The sequence below is a fragment of the Nocardia tenerifensis NBRC 101015 genome, assembly GCF_000308715.1.
Lineage (GTDB): Bacteria > Actinomycetota > Actinomycetes > Mycobacteriales > Mycobacteriaceae > Nocardia > Nocardia tenerifensis.
The window spans coordinates 51772-75358 of record NZ_BAGH01000101.1 but is presented as its reverse complement, the minus strand read 5'-3'; the positions used below and the strand labels follow the sequence as shown (position 1 = coordinate 75358).

Annotated in this window: 24 protein-coding genes; 11 read left to right on the top strand and 13 right to left on the bottom strand. The window is 68.5% G+C overall.

Features of this window, described 5'->3' with window-relative positions:
- Positions 1-436, top strand: a 436-nt coding sequence (locus ON39_RS08165; RefSeq protein ID WP_040732666.1) for a hypothetical protein, incomplete at its 5' end; no start/stop codon positions are given.
- Positions 437-479: 43 nt separating this feature from the next.
- Here ON39_RS08165 and ON39_RS08160 read toward each other — a convergent pair.
- Positions 480-1286: an SAM-dependent methyltransferase gene (locus ON39_RS08160; RefSeq protein WP_040732665.1), complete on the bottom strand. Its 807-nt coding sequence runs from the start codon at positions 1284-1286 to the stop codon at positions 480-482.
- Positions 1287-1617: 331 nt separating this feature from the next.
- Between ON39_RS08160 and ON39_RS08155 the strand changes: the two genes are divergently transcribed.
- On the top strand, positions 1618-3639 hold the full coding sequence (locus ON39_RS08155) for a putative bifunctional diguanylate cyclase/phosphodiesterase (RefSeq protein ID WP_246003085.1): 2022 nt from the start codon (positions 1618-1620) through the stop codon (positions 3637-3639).
- A 158-nt stretch (positions 3640-3797) separates the two neighbouring features.
- Complete coding sequence (locus tag ON39_RS08150) at positions 3798-4061, top strand: GlsB/YeaQ/YmgE family stress response membrane protein (RefSeq protein ID WP_040732662.1); 264 nt, start codon at positions 3798-3800, stop codon at positions 4059-4061.
- A 1-nt stretch (position 4062) separates the two neighbouring features.
- Here the strand turns inward: ON39_RS08150 and ON39_RS08145 are convergent, their stop codons facing one another.
- From ON39_RS08145 to ON39_RS08125, 5 genes are all read right to left on the bottom strand, one after another.
- Entirely contained in the window at positions 4063-5496 is a 1434-nt protein-coding gene (locus ON39_RS08145; RefSeq protein WP_040732661.1) for a purine-cytosine permease family protein, read from the bottom strand.
- A 196-nt stretch (positions 5497-5692) separates the two neighbouring features.
- Positions 5693-6400 (bottom strand): respiratory nitrate reductase subunit gamma, encoded by a 708-nt coding sequence (locus ON39_RS08140; RefSeq protein ID WP_040732660.1) that lies wholly within the window; start codon positions 6398-6400, stop codon positions 5693-5695.
- A gap of 220 nt (positions 6401-6620) precedes the next feature.
- A complete protein-coding gene (locus ON39_RS45715; RefSeq protein WP_146251271.1) occupies positions 6621-7673 on the bottom strand; it encodes a DUF8176 domain-containing protein in 1053 nt (350 codons plus the stop codon).
- Positions 7660-9072 (bottom strand): hypothetical protein, encoded by a 1413-nt coding sequence (locus tag ON39_RS08130; RefSeq protein ID WP_040732659.1) that lies wholly within the window; start codon positions 9070-9072, stop codon positions 7660-7662. Before ON39_RS08130 ends, ON39_RS45715 begins: the two co-directional genes overlap by 14 nt.
- Positions 9069-9392 carry a hypothetical protein gene (locus tag ON39_RS08125; RefSeq protein ID WP_040732658.1) on the bottom strand — a complete coding sequence of 108 codons (324 nt, stop codon included), beginning with the start codon at positions 9390-9392 and terminating at the stop codon, positions 9069-9071. Before ON39_RS08125 ends, ON39_RS08130 begins: the two co-directional genes overlap by 4 nt.
- Positions 9393-9597: 205 nt before the next feature.
- On the opposite strand from ON39_RS08125, the gene ON39_RS50015 reads away from it, so the two are divergent.
- The 5 genes from ON39_RS50015 (at position 9598) to ON39_RS08100 (ending at position 14016) form a co-directional block, all read left to right on the top strand.
- Entirely contained in the window at positions 9598-10452 is an 855-nt protein-coding gene (locus ON39_RS50015; protein ID WP_246003084.1) for an ABC transporter permease, read from the top strand.
- Positions 10445-11272 (top strand): ABC transporter permease, encoded by an 828-nt coding sequence (locus ON39_RS08115; protein ID WP_040732657.1) that lies wholly within the window; start codon positions 10445-10447, stop codon positions 11270-11272. Before ON39_RS50015 ends, ON39_RS08115 begins: the two co-directional genes overlap by 8 nt.
- Before the next feature lies 1 nt (position 11273).
- Positions 11274-12260 (top strand): ABC transporter ATP-binding protein, encoded by a 987-nt coding sequence (locus ON39_RS08110; RefSeq protein ID WP_040732656.1) that lies wholly within the window; start codon positions 11274-11276, stop codon positions 12258-12260.
- 53 nt (positions 12261-12313) lie between these two features.
- Positions 12314-13150 carry a class I SAM-dependent methyltransferase gene (locus tag ON39_RS08105; RefSeq protein WP_040732655.1) on the top strand — a complete coding sequence of 279 codons (837 nt, stop codon included), beginning with the start codon at positions 12314-12316 and terminating at the stop codon, positions 13148-13150.
- Positions 13151-13353: 203 nt separating this feature from the next.
- The gene (locus ON39_RS08100) at positions 13354-14016 is read left to right on the top strand and encodes a TetR/AcrR family transcriptional regulator (RefSeq protein WP_040732654.1); all 663 of its coding nucleotides are present in this window, start codon (positions 13354-13356) and stop codon (positions 14014-14016) included.
- Positions 14017-14048: 32 nt separating this feature from the next.
- Here the strand turns inward: ON39_RS08100 and ON39_RS08095 are convergent, their stop codons facing one another.
- On the bottom strand, positions 14049-14378 hold the full coding sequence (locus ON39_RS08095) for a hypothetical protein (protein WP_083894313.1): 330 nt from the start codon (positions 14376-14378) through the stop codon (positions 14049-14051).
- 463 nt (positions 14379-14841) lie between these two features.
- On the opposite strand from ON39_RS08095, the gene ON39_RS08090 reads away from it, so the two are divergent.
- The gene (locus ON39_RS08090; protein ID WP_051186399.1) at positions 14842-15375 is read left to right on the top strand and encodes a DUF4254 domain-containing protein; all 534 of its coding nucleotides are present in this window, start codon (positions 14842-14844) and stop codon (positions 15373-15375) included.
- On the opposite strand, the gene ON39_RS08085 is transcribed toward ON39_RS08090, so the two are convergent.
- The 3 genes from ON39_RS08085 to ON39_RS08075 are packed head-to-tail and all read right to left on the bottom strand — an operon-like array spanning position 15376 to position 17975.
- Complete coding sequence (locus ON39_RS08085) at positions 15376-15651, bottom strand: hypothetical protein (protein ID WP_246003083.1); 276 nt, start codon at positions 15649-15651, stop codon at positions 15376-15378.
- A gap of 42 nt (positions 15652-15693) precedes the next feature.
- A complete protein-coding gene (locus tag ON39_RS08080) occupies positions 15694-16842 on the bottom strand; it encodes a fatty acid desaturase family protein (protein ID WP_051186398.1) in 1149 nt (382 codons plus the stop codon).
- Positions 16843-16859: 17 nt separating this feature from the next.
- Complete coding sequence (locus ON39_RS08075) at positions 16860-17975, bottom strand: ferredoxin reductase (protein WP_040732651.1); 1116 nt, start codon at positions 17973-17975, stop codon at positions 16860-16862.
- 209 nt (positions 17976-18184) lie between these two features.
- Between ON39_RS08075 and ON39_RS08070 the strand changes: the two genes are divergently transcribed.
- Positions 18185-18805, top strand: a complete 621-nt coding sequence (locus ON39_RS08070) for a TetR family transcriptional regulator (protein WP_040732677.1) — start codon at positions 18185-18187, stop codon at positions 18803-18805.
- Between the two features lie 4 nt (positions 18806-18809).
- Here ON39_RS08070 and ON39_RS08065 read toward each other — a convergent pair whose 3' ends face one another.
- Positions 18810-19568, bottom strand: a complete 759-nt coding sequence (locus tag ON39_RS08065; protein WP_040732650.1) for an SDR family NAD(P)-dependent oxidoreductase — start codon at positions 19566-19568, stop codon at positions 18810-18812.
- Positions 19569-19758: 190 nt separating this feature from the next.
- On the opposite strand from ON39_RS08065, the gene ON39_RS08060 reads away from it, so the two are divergent.
- Positions 19759-20730, top strand: a complete 972-nt coding sequence (locus ON39_RS08060; RefSeq protein WP_083894312.1) for a TolB family protein — start codon at positions 19759-19761, stop codon at positions 20728-20730.
- 83 nt (positions 20731-20813) lie between these two features.
- Here the strand turns inward: ON39_RS08060 and ON39_RS08055 are convergent, their stop codons facing one another.
- The gene (locus ON39_RS08055; RefSeq protein WP_040732649.1) at positions 20814-21797 is read right to left on the bottom strand and encodes an alpha/beta hydrolase; all 984 of its coding nucleotides are present in this window, start codon (positions 21795-21797) and stop codon (positions 20814-20816) included.
- A gap of 143 nt (positions 21798-21940) precedes the next feature.
- Complete coding sequence (locus ON39_RS08050; RefSeq protein WP_040732647.1) at positions 21941-23182, bottom strand: oxygenase MpaB family protein; 1242 nt, start codon at positions 23180-23182, stop codon at positions 21941-21943.
- Between the last annotated feature and the right edge of the window lie 405 nt (positions 23183-23587).

Genomic DNA, 23587 nt, shown 5'->3' with positions numbered 1-23587 from the left:
CATCCTGCACCTGCTCGAACAGGATCCGCTCGCCCCCGGCACGGCCGCGCCGACCCTCGACGCCGAGCTCGTCGAGCTGGTGCAAACCGACTCGGCCTCGACCCCCGGCCCGCTCGTCCACCCCGAATTCCGAGCGTTCCGCTCCGGCCCGCCCGACCCCACCCGGACGCGCACCATCCTGCACGACCGCCACATCACCGACACCGCCCCCGTCGGCCTCGACGTGGACGATCCGGCCGAGATGATCCGCCTCGCGCTACTCCCCGAACGCCCCATCGGCTTCCGCCGCACCGAGGACTTCCACGAAGCCGCCATGCGCCGAACCATGCTCGCCGTCTACCGCCACTTCGCCATAGACCAGCCCATCCGCCTCACCTACCACGGCTACGCCGACCCCGCCACCGGCTGGTTCGCCCTCCCCACCGCCCTCGCCTGATCCTCCGCGATCAGTGAATCCGGTTCCCGCTCAGGCGATCGCGTCAGTCCTTGCGGGCGACGCCGCCGTAGGCGCCGGAGCGTTCGGGGTGTTCGCCTATGTCGGAGGGGTTCTCGGGGCGCCAGAGGGGGAGGTGGACGAGGCCGGGGTCGAGGAGGGTCCAGCCGTGGAAGAACTCGGCGATCTCGGGCTTGCCGCGCAGCACGATCTCGGTGGAGGTGCGGCCGGACAGTTTCTGCGCCTCGAGCACCTCGTCGGGTTGCCCGTCGGCGGTGGCGTGGGTGATGGCGAGGTAGCTGCCGGGGGCGACGACATCGCGCAGGCGGGCCACGCACCCGGCGGGGTCGGCGTCATCGGGCACGAAATGCAGCACGCCGAGCATGAGCACGGCGACCGGCTGGTCGAAGTCGAGCAGCCGCGCCACCTCCGGATCGGACAGAATGGCGTCCGGCGAGCAGATGTCGGCATGGACGACGGTCGCTGCCGGATTTCCGTCGAGGATGGCCCGGCTGTGCGCGACCGCGACGGGATCGATGTCGACGTAAACCACTCGCGCCGAGGGGTTTACCGCCTGCGCCACCTCGTGCACGTTACCGACGGTCGGGATGCCGGAGCCGATATCGAGGAACTGATGAATGCCGGCGTCGACCAGAAAACGCACGCATCGACGCAGCAAATCCCGGTTGGCGCGCATGGTTTCGGCGACGTTCGGGGTGAACGCCTCGATCTGGCGCGCCAGCGTCCGATCGATCTCGAAGTTGTGCATGCCGCCGACGAAGAAGTCGTACACGCGCGAGGCGCTGGGACGATCCAGATCGATACCCTCGGGAGCCCAACTCGGTCTGGTCATCAGTGGTGAACCCTTCTCGAAATATGCGCTTGCTAGCGCGAATGCGCGCGGCCGTGCACAACGCTCGCCGAGCGCGGCGGCACGAGACCGTGCACTGCGCTCGCGAGCACGGATGTGCGAGGCCGGGCAACCGCGCCGGCGACGAAAGCATCGTCATCGTAGCGGGGTTCGCGACCGCGCGCAGTTGGGCGGAAGACCGCAAATCGGACTACCATCAGAGCTTATGGCGTGGGATGCCGGGAGCGGTTCAGATCCTGGCGGGCCGCACGCGGAACTGGCCGGGCAATGGGCGGCCGCACTCGGTGGCGGGCCGCGAAATCATGTCGTGCCCATGAGCTCGGCCGAAACCCGCAGTTTGCTGACCACCCTGGCCGAGAAATTCGTCGCCGCCGCCCACGGTGAATCCTCCGTCGATCGCGTCGCCGAACTCGGCGGCGAACTCGCCCGCTCGCACTTCGTCGGCGACGAGGTCCTCGGCCGCAGCCTCGCCGTGCTCAACGCGCACCTGCTCGGCGAGGACGCGGTGTCGCCCGCGCTGGCCGCAGAGTTGCTGGGCGCCTTTGCCACCGGTTATCTGCGCGCCTTCCGCGCGTGGTTGCTCGCCGAGCAGGAGAGCGTGCGGGCCGCCGACATCGCCGCGCGCCGCCAGGTCGAGCAGAAGCTGCGGGCCAGCGAGGCCCGGCTGCGAGCGGTGTTCTCCCAGGCCGGGATCGGCACCGGGCTCTCGGATATGACCGGGCGGATCATCGAGGTCAACCATGCCTTCGCGGCCATGCTCGGCTACCGGCCGGAGGAGATGTGCGAACTCTCGGTCACGGACCTGACCCACCCCGACGACGGCCCCGACATGTGGCAGAAGTACGCCGGGGTGCTCGCGGGCAAATACGACAACGTGCAGCTGGAAAAGGCCTACCGGCACCGCGACGGCGGCACCGTGTGGACCCATATCAACGTCTCGCTCATCCGCGACGAACACGGGCAGCCGCAGTACACGCTGGTGCTGGTGGAGGACGTCTCCGAGCGCCGCGCCCTGCGTGAACGGTTGCAGTACCGCGCCCACCACGACCAGCTGACCGGCCTGCCGAACCGCTCCCGCTTCTTCGACGCGCTCACCGCCGCCTTCGCCGACTGCGCCCGGGTCGGCCTGTGCTACATCGACCTCGATCACTTCAAGACCGTCAACGACACCTACGGTCACGCGGTCGGCGACGAGTTGCTCGCGCAGGTCGCCGCCCGCCTGAATGCCTGTGTCTCGCGCAGGGATCAGCTCGTCGCGCGCATGGGCGGCGACGAATTCGTCGTGCTGGTACCGCATTCCACCGGCGTCGAGGAGATGGCCGACGTGGCCAAGACCGTGCTGCACGCCTTGGCGCAGCCCTTCTACGTGCACGAGCATCAGCTGACGGTCACCGCGAGCATCGGCGTCATGGAGGAGCGCGCCGACCGCCTGTCCACCGGGGAGTTTCTTCAAGCCGCCGACACCAGCATGTACTGGGCCAAGGCCGCGGGCCGGGGGCGCTTCGCGATCTTCGACGCCGCGCGCGGGCGCCGCGAGCACACGAGCGCCGAGCTGTCGGCGGCCATGCCGTCGGCCCTGCGGCACGGCGAGTTCTTCCTCGACTATCAGCCCATCGTCTCGCTCGCGGACGGGCAGACCGTCGCGGTGGAGGCGCTGGTGCGCTGGCGGCACCCCGATCTCGGCGTGCTCAGCCCGGCCCGGTTCGTCGATATCGCCGAGGATCACGGGCACATCGGCGCGCTCGGCGCGGTGGTCCTGGAGACCGCGTGCCGCGCCAGTCGCGAGTGGCACGACCGTTTTCCGCACACCCCGACCGTCAGCGTGAACGTCTCGGCCGCCGAGGTGGCCGACCCCGCCTGGCTCGACCACGTGCAGCAGGTCATCGCGGAGACCGGCATGGACGCGAGCCTGCTGCAGCTGGAACTGACCGAGCGGGCCTTCATGCAGACCACCGGCCGGCCGCTGCGCGCTCTGCACACCCTCGCCGACGCGGGCGTGCGCATCGCCATCGACGATTTCGGCACCGGCTACTCCAATCTGGCCTATCTGGGCCAACTTCCGCTGCATGTGGTCAAGCTCGCGGGCCCGTTCATCCAGCGCATCCGCACCCCCGACACCGCGAGCCCCACCGACCTGCTCCTGCTGGAGACGATCATCGACCTCACCCACGCCCTCGGCTTCACCGTCACCGCCGAGTGCGTCGAAACCCGCCACCAGGCCGAACAACTGCGCGATCTCGGCTGTGACACCGCTCAGGGCTGGCACTTCCACTACCCGATGCCCGCCGACCAGGTGACGAACCTGCTCGGCGTATCCGACCTGCGCCCGAGCTGAATTCCCCCGCGCTCGAGGGGTTCTCGCGCCGACGAGGTGAACTCCCGGCAATTGATGCGTACACGGCCGGTGATTACCGAGCGCGGAACCCCGGGGGCGCGCAGACTGGTCGCGGCGTCTGTCGCGCGCCACCCAGTGCGTCTCGAGGAGCGGAAATCATGGGCATCATCTCGATGATCATCATCGGTCTCATCGCGGGAGCCATTGCGCGCCTGCTGGTTCCGGGCAAGGAGAACTTCGGCTGGATCGGCACGATCCTGCTCGGCATCGTCGGCGGCTACGTCGGCGGCACGCTGGGCAGCATGGTGTTCGCGCCGCACAAGTTCACCGTGCAGCCGCCGGTGAACCACGCGTTCCTCGGTGCGATCGTCGGCGCGGTCATCCTGCTGGTGATCTACAAGTTCGTCCGGGCGCGGGTCTGACTCACGCGTCGGCGGAGGTTCGCACGGTGCCCGCCGGATAGATCATCCGATCCGGCGGGTTGCCGGTGCGGCGGGCGAGCGGGTAGTAGATCGCGGCCGTGAACGCGATGCCGACGATCCAGGAAATGTCAGCGCCGCCTAGCTTTTCGGTGATCGGGCCGGTGTAGAGCTGCTGGGCGAGGAACGGGATCTGGGCGAGCACGCCGAGGGTGTAGCAGGCCAGCGCGGTGACGTTCCAGCGGCCGTAGCGGCCGTCCGGGTCGTACAGCGCCGGAATGTCGATGCGTTCGCGCGAGATCAGGTAGTAGTCGATCAGGTTGATCGCGCTCCACGGCGTGAACACCATCAGCAGGGTGAGCACGAAATTTTTGAAGTTGCCGAGGAAGTCGGCGCTGGCCGCGATCGCGACGAGCATCGAGACCGCGGTGAAGCCCACGATGTAGGCCGCGCGCGCGAACGGCGTGGTGTGCGACCGGCGGTTGAAGGCGGTGACCGAGGTCAGGATGGACATGAACCCGCCGTAGGCGTTGAGGCAGTTCACCGTCAGCTTGCCGACCACGATCACCAGGTAGATCAGCAGCGCGAGCGCGGACGGGCCGGCGAGGTCGCCGATGAAGCCGACCTGGTTGCCGAGGAACGCCTTGCCCGCCACCGCGGCCACCAGCGCGCCGAACGTCATCGACCACTGCGAGCCGAGCACGCTGCCCGCGAAGGTCGCCAGAAAGGCGGTCCGGTCGCTGGTCGAGCGCGGCAGGTAGCGCGAGTAGTCCGCGACGTAGGGGCCGAAGGTCAGTTGCCAGCCCGCGCCGAGCGAGATCGCCAGGACGAAGGTCACCATGTCGAACGACTTGACGCCGACGTAGGCGCCGACGTCGTACTGAGTGAACAGGCGAATAGCGAGATAAGTGAACCCGACCGCGCCGACCACGGTGGCGATCCGGCCGACCACATGAATCAGCCGGTAGCCGGTCACCGCCACCACCGCGGTGAGCGCGCCGAAGACCAGAATGCCGACCGTCGCGTCATCGATGTGCAGGATCTTGTTCACCGCCTGACCGGCGAGCACCGTGCCCGTCGCGGCGAAGCCGAGGTACATCACGACGACGAGCAGCAGCGGCAGCACCGCGCCGAAGACGCCGAACTGCGCTCGGCTGGAGATCATTTGGGGCAGGCCGAGCCGGGGCCCCTGCGCGGAGTGCAGCGCCATCACGACGCCGCCGAGGACGTTCCCGATGAGCAGGCCGACGATCGCCCACAGCGCGTCGGCGCCGAACACCACCGCGAGCGCGCCGTCGACGACCGCGGTGATCTGCATGTTCGCCCCGAACCAGAGGGTGAACTGGTTGACCGGGGTGCCGTGGCGTTCGTCGTCGGGGATGACCTCGATGGTGCGGCGCTCGATCGAGCCGACCGCGTCGAGTTGCTCGCTGCCCATGGAGCCGCCTTTCGTCCGCCGAACAGCTGTGGCAGTGCGTAAGGCCTGGCGAGCTGTCGCTGTGTCCGATCAGCAGTATGGCGCACACTGGTCGGTCTTGTACTTCTTTACGCCTCACCGAGATCGCGGATCGCGGCGGATACTTCCGCCGCCACGGAACCCATTGGGCGACAGGTCGTCTCGGCCCGTCAGCAGGTCACCGCCGCTGCGGTGCGGACAGCTCACGGGCAGGCCCGACCGGGCTCGAGGGGCGCACACGCCGGGCCAGCCGGTACACCGGATCCGCGACGATGCTCGCGAGGCGGGTGTAGGGCCAGATCGCGATGAACAGCATCAGCACCAGGCCGCGGACCTGGTAGATGAGCGGGGCGCGCTCCATGGCCCCGGGGTTCGGGTGCAGGCTGAACAGCGACCGGAACCACGCGAAAAGCGTTTCCGCCGTGCGGTATCCGTTGTCCGAGGAGTTCGGGTCGAACTTGATGGCCACCCAGGTCAGCAATCCGGCCACCAGCATGGGGAAGGTGACGCGGTCCAGCGGGCTCACCACCGGCCGGGCGGGGCTGCCGATCATATCCGGGACGAAAAGCAATACCGCGCCGAGCGACGCGATAGCCAGCGCGCATATCTCGACGACCGTAATGGCGAGATAGATCGGTCCCTCGGGCTGAGAATGCGGGCCGGACGCGAACATATCGGTGACTCGCGCGGCGATGACGCCGGCCAATCCGATGCGAAACGCCGTAGCCCCGAACCGATGCGCCCGATCGGTTTCCGGAAAGGCGTTGTTCCAGCCGAATCGATCGTGCCGGTAACGCCACAGGTGGCCGACCAGGAAAGACAGAAACGCGCTGTAAGGCAGGGTGATCCACAGTACCGACATCATCTGCCGACCCGCCTTCTCCATTGAACTGATAAAAAATCGAACTATCCGAGGTATGCACCACCATCGCAGAGAGCCGACCGGCAAACAAGTGCCCCATGGCCCTCGCGCTCGACCGCGATCACCGACACGCCACAGGACACGACGCCGGAACCCTTATTCGTCAATTGTCGCGCACCGCGATAAATCAACAGTAACCCGGTATCGCCGACACCCGCGAATTCGTGAACTACGCGAAAGACTTTCAGGCCGAGACGATCGCGGTGATCAACGTGCGCGACGCGAGGGTACGGGTGGTGATGAGCTGGGTGAACGTTTTGGGTTGCTCGCCCGGATATTGCTGAGTGAGTTTTACTTCCCAGTGCGCGAGTCCGTCGTCGCCGTCGCGCGCCTGAGTGATCTGCACGCAGTAGCGGGTGCCCATGGGAATCTGGTTGATGCCACGCTGGATCTGCTCGGCGGGCGACACGATGGCGTTGTCGGCCACCACGGCGCGGGCACGATAACCGGAGCGCTCGACGTAGTAGGCGTACTCGAAGGCGAGGATGGCGTCCGGGCCGTTGGCGGTGCCGCCCGGATCGGTGCCGGAGACGGTGTCGGGGGTGCGCTTCTGTTCGCACCCCTGGGTCGCGATGGCCGCGGGCTGCGCGGGCACCGTCGTGGTCTGAGCCGCGGACGTTTTCGCGGAGTTCTGGGTCTGCCCGGTCGCGGGCACGGTGCCGGTAGCGGTGGCCGCGACGGAAGGGCTGTCGCGCTTGCCGAACCCGTGCACGGCGGTGAACAGGATCGAGACCACCGCGATCCCGACGCCGAGCACGATCAGGACCGCGAGCAGTTTGTTGCCGCGCTGCTGATCGCGTCGCCGGGTGGGGTGGCGCAGCGGGACGCCGGGGTGGATGCCGGACCGATTGATGATGGCCGGCGGCGGGGTGACCTCCTCGTCGCCGCGCTCGGGCTCGTACTCCTCGGCGCGAATTCGCCTGCGTTCCGGTTCGGTCGGCGGCGGTGGCTCGGCCGCGCGCGGCGGGTCGAGCCACTGCTCCCAGTCCCCGGTCGGCCGCGGCCGGCCCGTAGTGCCCTGGGCCGGCGCACCGCCCTGCGTCGGCGGATTGCCCCGCGTCGGCGGCTCGGACACGGCGACCTCCGGATCTCGGCGGCGCACCGGCGTGCGGCGACCGGTGGGGCGCCGCCGCTTCTTGGCCTTGCCGGTGGGTGTGCGCAGCATGGGCAGGCCCATGTCGAACGGATTGTCTTGCCCCGGTTGGCGATTCGGCGGGTTCGGGTCAGAGGGTGTCATCGTCGTAGTCGCCGAGCACCGGCGTCACCGCGACCGCCGCGGTGGGCACGGTGACGCCGAGCTGACCGTCCTTGGGCTTGTGCTCCGGGTCGTCGGCGCGCGGCGGCGGTGGCATCGCCACGCCGCCCCCGGTGCCGGAATGGGACTGCTGGTCGGGATTGGCGGAGCGCGACGGCGTGTCCGACGGCGCGGGCGCCTCCTGCACCGGAGCGGGCGCGGGCCTCGACTCCGGCGGCGGCGCGGCCTCCACCCTCGCCGAGGGCGCGGATCCGTTCTGCGCGGGCGGGACCACCGTGCCGGGGCCGGTCGGCGGCGTCGGCGTCGAGGGACGCGCTCCCGCACCGAAATCGAAGAGCTTCGGCGAGGTGCTCGAGTTCGCGGAACTGCTCGAGCTGCTCGACTGGTCGCCGGTGGTGCTGCCGGGGCGGATCGCCTCGGTCACCGCCTTGTCCGCGCCCGCCGCCACCGTGTCGATGGCGTGCGTGCCGACGTCGGCGATCTTGTCGACGATGTGCGTGCCGACACCGGCGATCTTGTCGATGATGTTGGTGCCGATGTCGACGCCCGCGTTGATGGCCGCGGTGCCGACCTGCACGCCCGCGTTGATGAGCTGCTGCTGGAGCTGGAGTTGCGCGGCCAGCGCCGGATCCATCGGCTGCTGCGCGGTGCCGCCGATGCCGGGGACGGTGCCCCCGATGCCGGGCGTGGTGGTGCCGGGCACGAATTGGCTTGTGCCACCGGGGATGAACTGCCCGGTGGCGCCGGGCTGAGCGGCGGTGACGCCGGTGGGCTGGGTGACCGTCAGCGGGCCCATCTGGTCCAAGCGCCTGCTGTGGTCGTCCATCTCGGTCTGCGCGACGTTCACCGTGGTGAGCGCGTCGCGCAGGGCCTGCGTCGCCCGCGCGATCACCGCGTCGGTGTCCGGCGCGGCGGTGGCGTTGCCCAGGATCTCGCGCGCGTCGCGGCGGAAGTCGGCGATGATCTGGTCCACCGTGCGCGCGGCGCGGGCGCTGGTGGCGTGCGCGTCGCCGAGCACGCTGAGGTAAGCCGGTCCACGGTCGGAGATCTCGCCGATCTCGGTCTGGGTGGTGCGCAGCGCGGGCACCGCGGCGTCGGCGCCGCGCGAGGTCCACGTCGACTCCAGCGCGTGCAGGCCGTCGCGGTGCGGGCCCTCCACGTCGGCGGCCTGGGTGGACGCGGACGACAGCGCGCTGGTCGCGGTCTGGTTCGGCACGCCGACGCCGGTGCCGAGGGTGGATCGCAGTTGCAGCAGCGGGCGGACCAGCGCGGCGACGATCGGCGGATCCACGGTGGGGTCGGAATAGGCGGCCTGCGTGGGGGTCTCGGTGCGGGCGGGGGCCGCCGCCGGGCGCCTGCGTAGTCCGGTGAGGCTTCTCATGTCAGCGACTCCCCTGTCCGGGTGATGGCGCCCGCGGTGTCGACGTCGACGCCCTGCATGTCGGCGCTGTAGCCGCGCAGGATCTGACCATAGGTGCCGACGAGTTGTCCCGCCGTGGACAGCGCCTGAGCGTGTTCGGACACCGCCGTGGTGAATCGCGCCGCGAAATCCGCGCCGACCAGGCCGAGGTCGGCGGTCAGCTGCTCTTGGTTCACCGCCCCGGAGGCGACCGCCGCCGCCGAGGCCAGTTGTCGGGAGACCGCGTCCGCGATCGCGGTGTATGCGGCCACCGCCGCCGGATCCAGCTTCAGCGTGTCCACCGTTCCCCTCCCGGGTTCCCAGTCTTTCGCTACCGCGACATGATTCGATGACAAGCCTACTGCGCGACCCGGACACCCTGCGTCCGATCCTCGCGAGTCCGTTCCGCCCGAGTATGGCAACCATCGCGCACAATGTCATGCGGAAGCCGTGGCGGCGCGCGCCGCGCTTCCCCTGCGGCGCGAATTGCACTAAGCTCGACTCTTCGTGCGCGACAGAGTGGGTGGGAGCGAGCGGCTCGTCGCGATCGGGTCTCCGTGGCGCGGCGTCGCGGTGTATTGGCACCTCGTTCGCGCGGGTTTCCGGCGGCAATCACAGTACAAGCTGGCCATGTTCGCCGGGCTGTTCACCAACTGCGTGTTCGGCTTCGTGCGCGCGGCGGTGATGCTCGCGGCGGTGCGGGCCACCGGCGATTTCGGCGGCTACAGCGAGGGCTCGATCGGCGCGTACGTGTGGCTCTCCCAGGGTCTGCTCGGGGCGATGCAGTTCATGGGTCCGCCGCTGGACCTGGCCGACCGGGTGAAGAACGGCGACATCGCGATCGATTTCCTGCGCCCCGTCGACGTCCAATTCGGTTATCTCGCCGGAGATCTCGGCCGCGCGGCGTGCACCATCCTGCCGCGCGGGGTGCCGAGCGTGCTGATCGGCGTGCTCACCTTCGGCCTCGCCATGCCGACCACGCCGATGCCCTACCTGCTCGGCGCGGTCAGCGTGACGCTCGCCGTCGCCATCTCGTTCCTGTGCCTGTTCGCCGTCGCGCTGGCCGGTTTCTGGCTGGTCGAGACCCGCGGCCTGCGCGTGGTGTATCAGATCGTCGGCACCTTCCTCGCCGGACTGTTCGTGCCGGTGCACATGTTCCCCGCCTGGCTGCGCGCCGTCGCCCAGGCCACGCCGTTTCCCTCGATTTTGCAGTCGCCGATCGATGTGCTGTCCGGCCGGGTCACCGGTGCGGCGGCGGTGGGCGTGGTTGCGGCGCAGGTGTTCTGGGTGGTCGCGATCGGCGCGGTCGGCCGGGTCATGCTGCGCGCGGGGCGACGCAAGCTGGAGGTGCAGGGTGGCTGAGCCGGTCGTGGCGCGAGCCGGGAACCGGTTCACGCCGTACGTGGCGGTGCTGCGCTCCAGGATCCGGGCCCAGCAGTCCTATCGGGTGTCGTTCGCCAGCGAGGTGTTCGGCGCGTTCCTCATCGGCCTCGTGGAGTTCGCCGAGGTGTGGGTGATCTTCCACAACGTCCGGGTGCTCGGCGGCCTCGATCTGAACGCGGCCCTGCTGCTGTTCGGCTTCGGCCAGTCGACCTTCGCGCTGGCCCAGGTCTTGTTCGGCCACCTCGACACGCTGCCGACGCTCATCCGGATGGGGCAGCTCGACGCGTATCACCTGCGTCCACAGCCGCTGCTGCTCCAGCTCATCACCAGCGATATCTCGCTGCGGCGGTTCGCGCGGGCCGGCGTCGCGCTCGTGGTGCTCGGAATCGGGTTCTGGCGCAATGACATCGAGTGGAGCCCGGTCGCGGTCGCCCTGGTGGCGCTGACGATGCTCGGCGGGGTGGCCCTGTTCGGCGGCGTCTTCGTGTGCGCGGCCGGCCTGCAGTTCTATCTGATCGACGGCGCCGAACTCACCAACAGCTTCACCTACGGCGGCTCGTTCGCCGCGGTGCAGCCCGCCTCGGTCTTCCCCATGCCGCTGCGAGTCTTGTTCGGCTTCGCCATCCCGGTGAGCTTCACCGCCTACCTGCCGACCATCGCGCTGCTGCACCTGCCCGGTCCACCGCTGTTGCCCGCCTGGCTGGCGTGGCTGACCCCCGTCGCGGTGCTCTGGGTGTGGGCGATCGCGCTGGCCTGCTGGCGATTCGGTACTCGGCACTATCAGGGAGGCGGCGGATAACGTGGCGGACAACGGTTCCCCGGACGCGATCATCGACATCGCGGATCTCACAAGGCAATTCACCATCTCCCGTAAGGACGGACGCCGCTGGCGCCGCCGGGAGACGCTGACCGCGGTGGACCGGATGTCGTTCCGGATCGAACGCGGCGCGGCGGTCGGCTATATCGGCGCGAACGGGGCGGGCAAGTCCACCACGATCAAGATGCTCACCGGCATCCTGGTGCCGACCTCGGGCAGCGTGCGCACCTGCGGGCTGGAGCCGGTCCGGCAGCGGCGCGAACTGGCCACGCGGATCGGCGTGGTGTTCGGGCAGCGGTCCCAGCTCTGGTGGGATCTGCCGCTGCGCGAGTCGTTCTCGATTCTCGCGGCCATCCACCGGCTCGACCCGGACGTCGCGGGCAAGCGCAGGCACGAGCTCGTCGAGCAGTTGGAGATGGCCGACACCCTGGACACGCCGGTGCGGCAGCTCTCCCTCGGCCAGCGCATGCGCGCGGAAGTGGCCGCGGCCCTGCTGCACTCGCCGGAGCTGGTCATCCTGGACGAGCCGACCATCGGCCTGGACGTGCTGTCGAAGCAGCGCCTGCGCGAATTCCTGCGCGCCGAACGCGCCGACCGGGGCACCACCCTCCTGCTCACCACGCACGACATGGGCGACATCGAAAGGCTCTGCGGCCGTGTGCTCGTCGTGGACCACGGCCGCCTCGTCTACGACGGATCGCTGACCGGGCTGGCCGCCACGGTCGGCGCCAGGCGGGTGCTCGTCGCCGACCTCGCCGAGCCGACGCCCGACCTCGACGACCTGCCCTGCGCGCAACTGCTCTCCTCCGAGGCAGGCGGAATGCGCCAGCGCCTGGCCTTCGACCCCGAAAAGACCACCGCCGCACAGCTACTCGCGCTCGTCTCGGTGCGAGCCGAGGTGCGCGACCTGTCCATCGAGGAGCCGGAGATCGAGGACGTGGTGCGCCGCATCTACGAATCCGCGCGCTGACGCGGCGCCGCCCTCGCCGGTAGGCTCGGCCGCAGCATGGAAAGGAACGCCCTATGCAGACGGGAGAACCGAGCCGCACCGCGCTCGGCGCCGCGATCTACCGCGCACATCATCAGCTGGCCGACGCCGGCCGCGTCTTCCACGACCCGCTCGCGGTGCCCATCCTCGGCCGCATGCCCGAGCTCACCGACACCTTCTTCGACCGCGACCTGCACGGCCAGGTCCGCCTATTGGTCGCCGCCCGTTCACGTTTCGCCGAGGACGCGCTGGCCGAGGCGGTCGCCGCGGGCACGACCCAGGCCGTGATTCTCGGCGCCGGGCTCGACACCTTCGCCTACCGCAACCCGCACCCGCGACTGCGGGTCTTCGAAATCGACCACCCCGACACCCAGGAGTGGAAGCGGCAGCGCTTGCGCGACGCCGACATTGCGGTGCCGGCCTCGCTGACCTACGTCCCGGCCGACTTCGAACACCAGACCCTCGATCAGGCCCTCGCCGCAACGGATTTCGACCCGGCCGTGCCCGCCTTCGTCATCTGGCTCGGTGTCACGGTCTATCTCACCGAGAGCGCCATCCAAGCGACTCTGCACTACCTGGGCACGCTGGCCGCGGGCAGCCAGCTCGTCCTCGACTACGCCGAGCCCGTGGTTCCCTCCACCCCGGAGGAACACGCCGCCGCGGAGTTCCGCAAGCAGCGCCTCGCCCAGATCAACGAACGCTGGCTCAGCTTCTTCTCCCCCGAGGACATCGCCGGCGAACTGCACCGCGCCGGTTTCGAGGTCGCCGAGGACCTCGGCCCCACCGCGACCGCCGTCCGATACGCAGGCGCTGCGGTCGACACCCCGGAGCGTCCCGGTCCGCACATACTGCGGGCCGTGGTCCGCGGTTGACCAGCTGCCCGCTCAACGGCGCGTGCACGAAGCCGGGCGCGGACGGGCCGAGCAGGAGGGTCGCGGCGCCAGCGGGTCCGCGATGCCGGCGTCGAACCTGTTGACCAGCCGGATCAACGCTTCGGACCGGACGGGTCGTCGAGTGCGATTTCTGCCGGCTGCGAAGCGAATTTCTGTACGGAGCAGGTGTCTATCCTCAGAACATGGGACTCGAAGCCGGTGTCGACCGTGGCCGTCTACCGCGGGGCACCCACGGCATGGCGCCGGAGGCGGTCGCCCACTCGCAACGCATGCGCGCCTACCTCGGCGTGCTGGAGGCGGTGGCCGAACGTGGTTACGCGGCAACGACTGTCGGCGACATCGTGGCCCGCGCGAACGTGTCGCGGCGCACGTTCTACGAGCTGTTCCGCGGCCGCGACGACTGCTTCGCCGAGGCCTTCGAGGCCGCGGTGGGACTGGTGCTCGGCGAACTGGATCGCAGCGTGCAGGCGACGCCGCGTGCCGAGTGGCGGGCGCTCATCCGGACAACCTTGGACACCTACCTCCAGGTGCTGGCCGACAACGGCGTCTACGCCCGCGCGCTGCACATCGAATGCCTGGTCGCCGGGCCCATCGTCGCCGAGCAGCGCCGTCGGATGAAAACCCTGCTCGCCCACCGCATGCACGCCGCGTTCCGCATCGGCCGCGCCGAGGGCGACATCCCGGTGGACATCCCCGCCGACATCTTCGACGCGCTCATCGGCGCCGTCGACGACCGCATCCGCGACTGCCTGGAAGGGCCTGGGGCGCAAGCACTGCCGAGTCTGGGTGCACATCTGTACCAGATCACGCTGGCGCTGTTCGGCGTTCCGGAGTGGGCGGCCTAGCCCGTGCGCCGAAGTCCTATCCGGCGCGCACCCTAGGCCGGCGGCCCGCTGCCCTGCGCCGAATACAGGCTCACTTCGCCGTCCTCGCTGAGGAAGGCGCTGACCAGCATGATGCGCTGGGACTCGAGTTCATCACGGGCGGGAGCCTCGGTGGTGATCGAAATCTGCGGTATCGCGGCCCAGTTCACCACATATCGCTCGGGTGGTCCGTCGTCGTCGGAAAGCCGAGCGAGCCGGAATACCGACACGGTCTTGCGAACGATGAGCGTGCGCACGACCTCTCCGATTCGCTCGGGGTCTTCCAGCGCGAACATGAACCCGAACGTCAGCTCGGGTGATGACACGTAGGCGGGCACGAACATCGAGGCTAGCCGATCCACCGGGCCCGCGCAGCCGCCGCGCCGAACCGGTTGCTGCCCATGCGCTCACGGCCCCGGCCCGCGATAGTCGGGATCGCCCGTCACCGCGTTCGCGTCGGTGGTCGCACACGTACGGACCGCCCGCTTGCTTTTGTCGGTAATGCCGACGGTGTCCGCGCGTGACCTTGCCGTAACGGAGCATAACGATTTACCAGCGGCTCACGGGTTTCGTACACCATACTATTGCGCCGGTTCGGCAACCGCGCTTTCCTGAAAGAGTCCCGATTTCTCGGGGCGTCTTCCTCATCGCATCGTCGCGGATTTCCCGGTTACTTTGCCGTGCTGGTGGACTGTGGGGGGACGTCCGAGCGCGGGGCTGCGCCGGGGCCGAGGGGTGCCCCTCCCCGAAATCCCCCTCGGCCCTGGCGCATCCAGAATGGGATCGTTACCGCAGGGGTGTACGCACATGCCGACCGAATACGCAGGCGTCCGTAACGGGACCGCAGAGTTACCGCCGCCCGCCGAACTACTGCGCGCCTTCCGCGAGTCCGACGATCCGAGCCGGCTTCAGCACAGCGTGCTCAACGCCGCCCGGCAACTCGTCGAGTGTCACGAGCGGCGCAGCAAGGCCATCGATGCGGCGCACGCGCCGGACGCGCCGGAGGGTCGGGTCGCGGCGTGCAGCCTGCTGGTCGAGGACATCGATGGGGATCGGGCCGAGCTGGTCGGACGCATCGACGCGTGGGTCGCCGACAATGTCGAGCACCGCGGCGGCGCCTCGCTGCACACCGAGACGCTCGGCGCGGTGATCGATCGGCTGGCGGCGAAATGGATTGCGGCACAACGGGCTCTGCGGAGATCGCCGCAGCGGCGGACCTACCCGGTGCAGGTGGACGGGGAAGCCCACCTGCAGTGGTGCAGGCTCGCCGAGTTGACCGACGGGTATCGGGATCTGATCACCGATGTGATCGAACACCGGCGCAGGCTGCCGGTGTGGTGATCAGCGGGGCTCGTCGACCCCCGGCTCGACCACCTCGGCGTCGACGAACGGCGCCTCGGTGGCCGCCGCAGGCTGCGGCGCGGGCGGCTCGGGGTCGCGATCGAGATCGAGATCGACCTCCCGCTTGGCCTCGGCGTCGCGCCGGGCGGCCGCGGCGGCCTCCCGCATCTCGATCGCGTCGGTCATCCAGTCACCGATCTCCTTGGTGACCGCCGCGACGGTGCCCGCGATGATCCCCGCGATATTGCCGACGTGCTTCGCACCCGAGGATGTCATTTCTTGAATGAGATCCTTGTTGCTCTCGAATTTCCCGATCATTCAGACGCCCACTTCGCTTGCCTTTCGCTGACGCATCACGATAACACCGGGAGACGGTTCGCTCTTGACCAAGGCGGGCGGAAGTGCGAGCTTGAAAATCTTCAGCCACACCGAGCCGACCTGCTTGCTCAACGGACCCGTGTTGTACGGCAATCCGTACTTTTCACACAATGCGCGGACCTCTGCGGCCATCTCCGGATAGCGCGCGGCCGGGATGTCAGGGAACAGGTGGTGCTCGATCTGGTGCGACAAATTGCCGGACATGATGTGGAACAACTTGTTTCCGGTGATGTTGGCCGAGCCGAGCATCTGCCGGATGTACCACTCGCCGCGGGTCTCGTCGGCGGTCTCCTCTTCGGTGAACGTCTGTACGCCCGTCGGGAAGTGTCCGCAGAAGATGATCGAGTAGGCCCACACATTGCGGACCAGGTTCGCCGCGACGTTGCCGGCGAGCGTGCTGAAGAACAGCGGGCCGGTGAGCGCCGGGAAAACGACGTAGTCCTTGAGCGCCTGCTTGCCCGCCTTGCGCCACTGGCCGGCCACGAGCCGCTTGATGTCGGACCACTTCCGCTTGCCGCGCACGATGTTCTCGACCTCGAGGTCGTGGGCCATCACGCCCCACTCGAACAGCATCATCAGCGCGAAGGCGTACAGCGGCTGGCCGAGGCGCAGCACGTTCCACGACTGGGCCTCGTCCATCCGCAGGATGGAGTAGCCGATGTCGCGGTCCTTATTGTGGATGTTGGTGTAGGTGTGGTGGATGTAGTTGTGCGAGTGCTTCCACTGGTCCGCCGGGCAGACCGTATCCCATTCGAAGACACGGGAATTCAGGCCGGGCTCACGCATCCAGTCGTACTGGCCGTGCATGACGTTGTGGCCGATCTCCATGTTGTCCAGGATCTTCGACACGCTCAGCGCGGCGACCGCGGCCAACCAGAACGGCGGGAGGAAGCCGAGGTACATCAGGCCGCGCCCGGCGATCTCGAAACCGCGCTGCGCCTTGATGATCGAGTACAGGTACTCGCGGTCGCGGTCGCCGAGGTCGGCGACGACCTTCGCGCGCAGCTCGTCGAGCGCCTTACCCAGTTCTTCGACCTGGTCCGGGCTCAGAACGAGGGGGCCGTCTTTCGTTTCGGTCAGGATTGTCATGAGAAGAATCCTTTGCTTCAGATGGCGATGTCGACGTCCCCGACGGGGGCGTTGATGCAGAGCTGGATGGGCTGGTCCGGGTCGCTGTCGGTCTCGCCGGTCCGCAGGTTGCGGGTGCAGCCGGTGCGGCGAACCGCGGTGCAGGAGAAGCAGATACCCATCCGGCAGCCGTACTCCGGGGTGAGGCCCGCCGACTCGGCCTGCTCCAGCAGGGTCGCGCCGCTGTTGTCCGCGGTCACGCCGCTGGCCGAGAAGCTGACCGTGCCGAAGGCCTCGTCGGCCTCGACGGGGGCGAGCGAGAGCGTGAATTCCTCGCTGTGCAGCCGATCTTCGAGCTGCTCGGCCTCGTAGATCTTGCGCACCGCGGCCATCAGCGACGGGGGGCCGCAGACGTAGGCGTGCGCGTCGGCGAACCACGGGGCGACCCGCTCCAGCTCGTCGTAGTCGAAATACCCGCTCGAGCGCGCGGGCGCCACGTCGACCCACGGCGCGGTCGCGTCGACCCGGGTGGTGTCCGGCCGCCACGGATGACGCAACTCGATGCGGAAGTTCTTGTGCCGCTGGGCGATAGCGTCGAGCTCGGCGCGGTGCGGCACCACCTCGGGCGACTTCGCGTAGTGCAGGAAGACGACCTCACCGGGGTAGTCCTCGGCGGCGAGGGTGCGCAGCATCGACAGCACCGGCGTGATGCCGCTGCCGCCGCTGATCAGCAGCAGTCGGTCCGGACGCGGGTCGGGCAGCTGGAAGACGCCCGCCGCCTGCTCGAGGTCGACCACCATGCCCGGCGCGGCGTTGCGCGCCAGATACTGCGAGACCAAGCCCTCCGGGTGCGCCTTGACGGTGAGCTGGATGTGCCTGCTCCGCGCGCCGGCCGGGTCGATCGGGGAGTAGCAGCGGGTGTGGCGCACGCCGTTGATCACCACGCCGATCTGGACGTACTGCCCGGCGACGTGGCCGCGCCATTGCCGGGTCGGGCGCAGGGTGAGCGTCACCGAGCCGGGGACCGAGCGGTCGACGTGGACGATCTCGGCGCGCAGCTCCCGCGCGGTGAGCGTGGGGCGCACGAGCTCCAGGTAGCGGTCCAGCGGGTGGGGCGAGGTCAGGGTCTGCACCAGGTTGATGAGATCCACCATTCGTTCTCCATGCCTCTGGGTGTCGCGGCCTCAGGCCGGGGCTGTTCGACCTGGATGAGGTCCCGCGACGCTGTGTTCTAATTTCAGTGCACGTCTGTACACTCAACTAGTGTGACCGATGACCCGGGTCCGGTGTCAACCGGCAAAACATGTGACACGAACTACATCTTGGGATTAATGGAATGGTGAACGGATGTATGCTCACCGTGATGAGCGAGCAGGCAGCAACTCGAGGCGAGCGCAAGGAGCGCACGCGACAGGCCCTACTGGACGGCACCCTGGCACTGGCGGCCGACCGAGGGTTCGCCGCGCTGAGCCTGCGTGAGATCGCCCGCTCCGCCGGCATCGTGCCGACCGCCTTCTACCGGCACTTCGCCTCGCTGGAAGACCTCGGCGCGACGCTCGTCGACGACGGCATCACCGCGCTGCGCCTCGCCCTGCGCGAGGTGCGCCGCAAGCCCGACGCGAGCCTGTCCGACACCGTGCGATTCGTGTTCGCCCAGGTCGAACCGAAACGCGAACTGTTCGGCTTCCTGACCAGGGAGCGCCACGGTGGCTCCGCGGCCCTGCGCAAGTCCATCGCGATGGAACTGCAGCTGATCGTCCGCGAGCTCGTGGCCGACCTCTCCCGCATCCCCGCCCTCGACTCCTGGTCCCCCGCCGACCTCGAGATCGCCGCCGACCTCCTGGTCGCCACCGTCACCGACGGCATCGTCGCCTACCTCTCCGCCCTCCCCCGCGAACAAGACAGCATCATCAACCGCACGGTCCAGCAAATGCGCCTGATCGCCCTCGGCATGGGCGCCTGGTGGCCCCCCAAGCAGCGCTGAGCCGTCAGCGCGCCTCGGGGTCGAGGGCCAGCGCCGAACGCCCGCCGTCCACCGGCAACACCGCACCATTGACGAAACCGGCGTCCGGAGAGAGCAGATAGGCCACCGCCGCGGCGACCTCGTCCGTCCGCGCCACCCGGCCGAGCGGATGCAGTTGCGCCATCTGCTCTTCCACGCGCGCAGCCACGGAAGGGTCGAGGCCCGAAAGGAATTCGGCATAGCGCTCGGTGGCGACGGACCCCGGTGCGACCGCGTTCACCCGAATCCCCTTCGGGCCGTACTCCACTGCCAGCGCACGTGTCAGCCCCTCGATCGCCGCCTTCGCCGTGCTGTACGGCAGCGCCCCCGGCACAGCCCGCTGCGCCTGGTGCGAAGTGACATTCACGATCGCACCGGGAACCCCGGCATCCAGAAACCGGCGCACCGCCGTCGTACATCCGACCACCGCCGGCGCCAAGTTCGCCGTGATCAACTCGACCACCCGCCCCGCCGAGTCCGCGTGCACCGACGCATCACGAAACACTGCCGCATTATTCACCCACCCCACCAACGTCCCCACCTCTTGCGCCAGATCCGCCGCCCGCTCAGCCACCTCCTCGGCCGAAGCATCCCCCACCACCGGAATCACCCGCCCCTCCGCCCACCCCAACGCCCCCGAATCCCGCTCCACCGCAATAACAAAATCCTCCCCACCCCCCAACCTCTCCACAATCCCCCGCCCAATCCCCCGCCCCCCACCAGTAACCACATAAGAACGAGCCATCCCCCGATGCTAGACAGCGGTCCCGAGGCCTGATGCCTCCTCGCCGGACCCAGCGGGACACGACTGATGGAGCCGTTGTGTGGTGAAACGGGGCTGCTCGGCGGCGAGTGGCTGGAAATGACGGGTGGTGGGCGGTCCGGTGAGCGAAATCTTTCGGGACGAGCGCGCGAATGCTGGTTACCGTGAATTCGTGATCAAAAAGACGTCTGCCGCGCTGCTTTTCGTGTCGGGAGTGCTGGTCGCCGCTACCGCGCAGGCGGGGGCCGCGCCGGCCGAGGCAAGGAGCGACGGGGCCGAGTTGTTGTATCGGGCGCCGGCGCCGGGGAGTGCGCAGAATGCGGCGTTCTCGCCGGATGGGTCGCAGGTGCTGTTCACGAACTTTTTCGGCGGGTACAACAAGGGTGGGGCGAGCTTGAATCGGATGCCGGTTGGGGGTGGGACACCGCAGGAGTTGGTGCGGGAGGGGGATCAGGCGGCGGTGAATCTGCCGGGCTCGGCTTGGAACGGGCGGACGGGGTTGATCACCTTCTCGTACGACATCACCGATCGGGACGAGATCTGGACTCTCGCGCCGGGCAGCGAACCGCGGCAGGTGACCTCGCATACCGGCACCCGCGGCTACACGGAGCCGAGTTTCTCGCCGAACGGCGACTGGATCGTCTTCCAGGAGAACGACAGTCAGACCGAGGCGAACGCCCAGGGCAGCATCTGGAAGGTGCGCACCGACGGCACGGAGCTGACCAAGCTGGTCGACGGGCCCGGCACGAATACCGATAACCGCCAACCGAACTGGTCACCGAGCGGCGACCGGATCGTGTTCCAGTCGCGCAGTGGAACATCCACCGACTGGGACCTCATCACGATCGCCCCCGACGCCACCGCCCGCAAGTCGCTGACCACCGGTCCGGACGAGGACACCGACCCGAGCTTCTCCCCGGACGGCAAGTGGGTCGTCTACTCCTCCGACCACGCCCACACCGCGCACGCACAGGTCTTCGCGACCCGATCCGACGGCACCGGCCAGCCCCTGCGAGTAACCACGTCGACCCAGTACGACGGCGCCCCGAGCTGGTCCCCCGACGGCAAGTGGATCGCCTTCGAGTCCAGTGCCGACGGCCGAGCGTCAACAGCACTGTGGCGCATACCGATCCAAGTTCCCTGACCTGCGCAGCAAGCCCTGGCGAGTCCGTAGAAGTCGCCGAGTTCCGCTGCCGCAGAGCCGAACCCCCGCGGCAGCGAAACCTTTCACCCAAGGCGGAGCGATTGGGACAGGAACGGCCACGACGTTCGAAGATCATCCTCCCAGTAACCCCACGAATGCGTGCCGACCGGACGATCATCGAACGTCACCGGAATGCTCAGCGCGCGACGCCGATTCGTCAGCTTGACCGTGCAGAAGTGGATGGCCGCCTCGATGGGCCCGCCGAAGGCGATCTGGACCGGCAGCGGAATCCGCCCCTCCTGCACCCGCCGATCGAACGGAGTGTCGTGCGGCGCGGCCGGAAGACCGCTGCCCGCGCTCAAATAGACGGCGGTGCCGCGCAACCGCTCCGCGTTGACGAGCGGATCATTGGCCCGCCACAGCGGCCCGTCGGCCGGCCCCCACATGTTCTCGACGCTTTGCCCACCGCCCCAGTTCTCCACCGTGATCCGGACGAACTCGTGCCCGATCGGGTCCGATGTCTGCGCGCAACCGCTGTAGGACGCCACACCGTTCCAGAAACCGGGCGCGGCGATGGCGAGGTTCAACACCGAGGTGCCGCTCATCGATACACCGGCCAGCGCGCGAGTTTTATTGGCCCCCAGGAACTCCTCGATGACCGGCGGCAGCTCCTCGTTGAGGAACGTCTGCCACTTGTTGTAGCCGAGCACGGCGTCCGCGCGCAGCCAGTCGGTGTAGTACGAGTTGGCGCCGCCGAACGGCGTCACCACGTTGATGTCCTTGCCGCGCAGGAAATTCACGGCATCGGTCTGTACGTCCCACCCGCTCTCGTTCGGGCCGCCCCCGGATCCGTTGAGCAGGTAGAGCGTCGGTCGCGCCGCACCCCGGTCCGCGGCGCGGATCACCTGTACCGGGATGGGCCGGTTCATCGCGGGCGAGAAGACCGTCACGGTCTGCTGCCGATCGTTCACCTCGTCCACCGACACGACGCCGGGCGCCGCGTTCACCGGCCCGGCCGTCCCCGCCAGCCCGGCGGCGGCCAGCGCACCGGCGACTACCCAATGCAACGCTCTCAACCGTGTTCTCACTGCCACGAGCCCCTCTCACTTGCGGTCGGCACGCCTGCCCGGGACACCTCCCGGGCAGGCCCTCGCAAGGAGATTCGCGTCGCCATCGTCGGCGGTTTGGTCGCACCGCCGATTGTTTTCGCTCAGCGTGGCGGCTGGCTCATGTCCCGATTCATCTGGGGCAGTTCGATGCTGATCGGCATGCGGAGTTCCGCCAGGTAGATGAGGGCGGCTTGGCGGAGGAACTCGTCGAAGAGCCAGTAGGCGTCGGGGGCGAGGGGTACGACGGGGAGCAGGCCCTCGCGCACGGCGATGAACGGCCCCCAGCTGACCCGCAGCAGCGGATCCCACACGGGCTCACGGGGAATCGCCAGTCCATCGGCGATCTTGTCGCCGAGCAGGAAGCGGGTGAACGCGCCGAGAATGGGCTTGCTGAGCACGGCGAGATCGAGGTTCACGCCGAGCCGCAGGAGCCGGTCGGCCAGCGCGACGCCCTCGGGGGTCGGCGCGAGAACGGGGTCGAGCACCTGCGCCGCTTGGGAATTCGCCTCGGCCCACGAGTTGGGAATGTACTCGTCGCGGACGCCGAGCATGTGCGCGCACACCTGCCACGAGTGCAGAAAGGCCTCGGACTCGTGCGCCGGGATGGGCACGCCCCACGCGGTGAGGTGCTTCATGACGGTCGTCGGCAGGCTGTGCCAGGTGACCATGATGTCGTTCTGGCTGATCGGGATCTCCTCGTCGGCCGAGTGCTTCCAGTGCGGCGACTGGGGCAACAGGTGCCGCACGGCGGCGTGCACCAGCCTGGTCTTGACGCACGTCACGACCATCTCACCGTCGGGCGCATAGGCGTTCGCGGTCCCGATGTCGTAGCCGAGCTTGGCGGTCTTGGAGATGCGATCCTTCAGATCCTGACCACCCTTGGAGTAGTAGACCGCCCGCGCCTCCTTCGGGATGACCGTGCTCATCATGCCGCTGGCCAAGCCGTACAGCACGCCGAGATACAGGCCCCGCTTCTTGTTGAACTCGACGGCGGTGCCCAGCTTGCCCCGGTCGGTCCACTGCGGGAGCTGCCGGGCGTACTCCATGAAATCCCTTAGCTCCGTAGGTAACCCGTCCGGTAACGGCTGACCGTTTCTGGTCCAGGTCCGCAACAGCTGGTTCACCCTGGGCACGTCGCCACGGTCGATCAGCGCGGCGACCAGCTGGTCCGCCTCGTCGTCCCACACTGTCAGCGGATCGACGCCGGACCCGCTGCCCGCCACCGAACCGCCCGGTGACCAACTCCACGGCTCCGCCCGGGCCGGCGACATCGCCGCCAGCGCGCCGAACGCGCCCAATGCTCCGCCCGCCCGCAAAACGTTGCGCCTGCTGAATCCGTCCATGTCGCTACTCCTCGCCGAGCCATGACGCCACCGGGTCGACGCGGTGCGGGGCGAGTAGCGCCTCATCGCGCCTTTCAGTGGAAGAATCATCAGTAACTTAACAAGGCCGACTGCGCGCTGTCTCGCGTTTGAGAAACTGACTTAGAATCTCTCTCATTGCCTGAATGTTAGCCCGGCGGCTGTCATTGGATAGCCAGATGATCAGCCGAATTTCCCGACACGCGAGGCATCTTCGTCCCGGTTACCGACGGACACGCCGCATCCCGATCGTCCAGTCGATGCTCGAACTCTGTGCCTTGGTACTCGATAACCAACAGTTACTTATCGAGCGAGATCCGTAGCAGCGCAACTCTCTGGCTCACGCAACGTCACAGGAGCAACTACGCCCGAGATACGCAGTGCCCC

Bases quoted from the DNA above. Each gene is read 5' to 3' on its own strand.
- ON39_RS08160 (WP_040732665.1), bottom strand. From the start codon at position 1,286: ATGACCAGACCGAGTTGGGCTCCCGAGGGTATCGATCTGGATCGTCCC.
- ON39_RS08155 (WP_246003085.1), top strand. From the start codon at position 1,618: ATGAGCTCGGCCGAAACCCGCAGTTTGCTGACCACCCTGGCCGAGAAA.
- ON39_RS08150 (WP_040732662.1), top strand. From the start codon at position 3,798: ATGGGCATCATCTCGATGATCATCATCGGTCTCATCGCGGGAGCCATT.
- ON39_RS08145 (WP_040732661.1), bottom strand. From the start codon at position 5,496: ATGGGCAGCGAGCAACTCGACGCGGTCGGCTCGATCGAGCGCCGCACC.
- ON39_RS08140 (WP_040732660.1), bottom strand. From the start codon at position 6,400: ATGGAGAAGGCGGGTCGGCAGATGATGTCGGTACTGTGGATCACCCTG.
- ON39_RS45715 (WP_146251271.1), bottom strand. From the start codon at position 7,673: ATGACACCCTCTGACCCGAACCCGCCGAATCGCCAACCGGGGCAAGAC.
- ON39_RS08130 (WP_040732659.1), bottom strand. From the start codon at position 9,072: ATGAGAAGCCTCACCGGACTACGCAGGCGCCCGGCGGCGGCCCCCGCC.
- ON39_RS08105 (WP_040732655.1), top strand. From the start codon at position 12,314: ATGCAGACGGGAGAACCGAGCCGCACCGCGCTCGGCGCCGCGATCTAC.
- ON39_RS08100 (WP_040732654.1), top strand. From the start codon at position 13,354: ATGGGACTCGAAGCCGGTGTCGACCGTGGCCGTCTACCGCGGGGCACC.
- ON39_RS08095 (WP_083894313.1), bottom strand. From the start codon at position 14,378: ATGTTCGTGCCCGCCTACGTGTCATCACCCGAGCTGACGTTCGGGTTC.
- ON39_RS08090 (WP_051186399.1), top strand. From the start codon at position 14,842: ATGCCGACCGAATACGCAGGCGTCCGTAACGGGACCGCAGAGTTACCG.
- ON39_RS08085 (WP_246003083.1), bottom strand. From the start codon at position 15,651: ATGACATCCTCGGGTGCGAAGCACGTCGGCAATATCGCGGGGATCATC.
- ON39_RS08080 (WP_051186398.1), bottom strand. From the start codon at position 16,842: ATGACAATCCTGACCGAAACGAAAGACGGCCCCCTCGTTCTGAGCCCG.
- ON39_RS08075 (WP_040732651.1), bottom strand. From the start codon at position 17,975: ATGGTGGATCTCATCAACCTGGTGCAGACCCTGACCTCGCCCCACCCG.
- ON39_RS08070 (WP_040732677.1), top strand. From the start codon at position 18,185: ATGAGCGAGCAGGCAGCAACTCGAGGCGAGCGCAAGGAGCGCACGCGA.
- ON39_RS08065 (WP_040732650.1), bottom strand. From the start codon at position 19,568: ATGGCTCGTTCTTATGTGGTTACTGGTGGGGGGCGGGGGATTGGGCGG.
- ON39_RS08050 (WP_040732647.1), bottom strand. From the start codon at position 23,182: ATGGACGGATTCAGCAGGCGCAACGTTTTGCGGGCGGGCGGAGCATTG.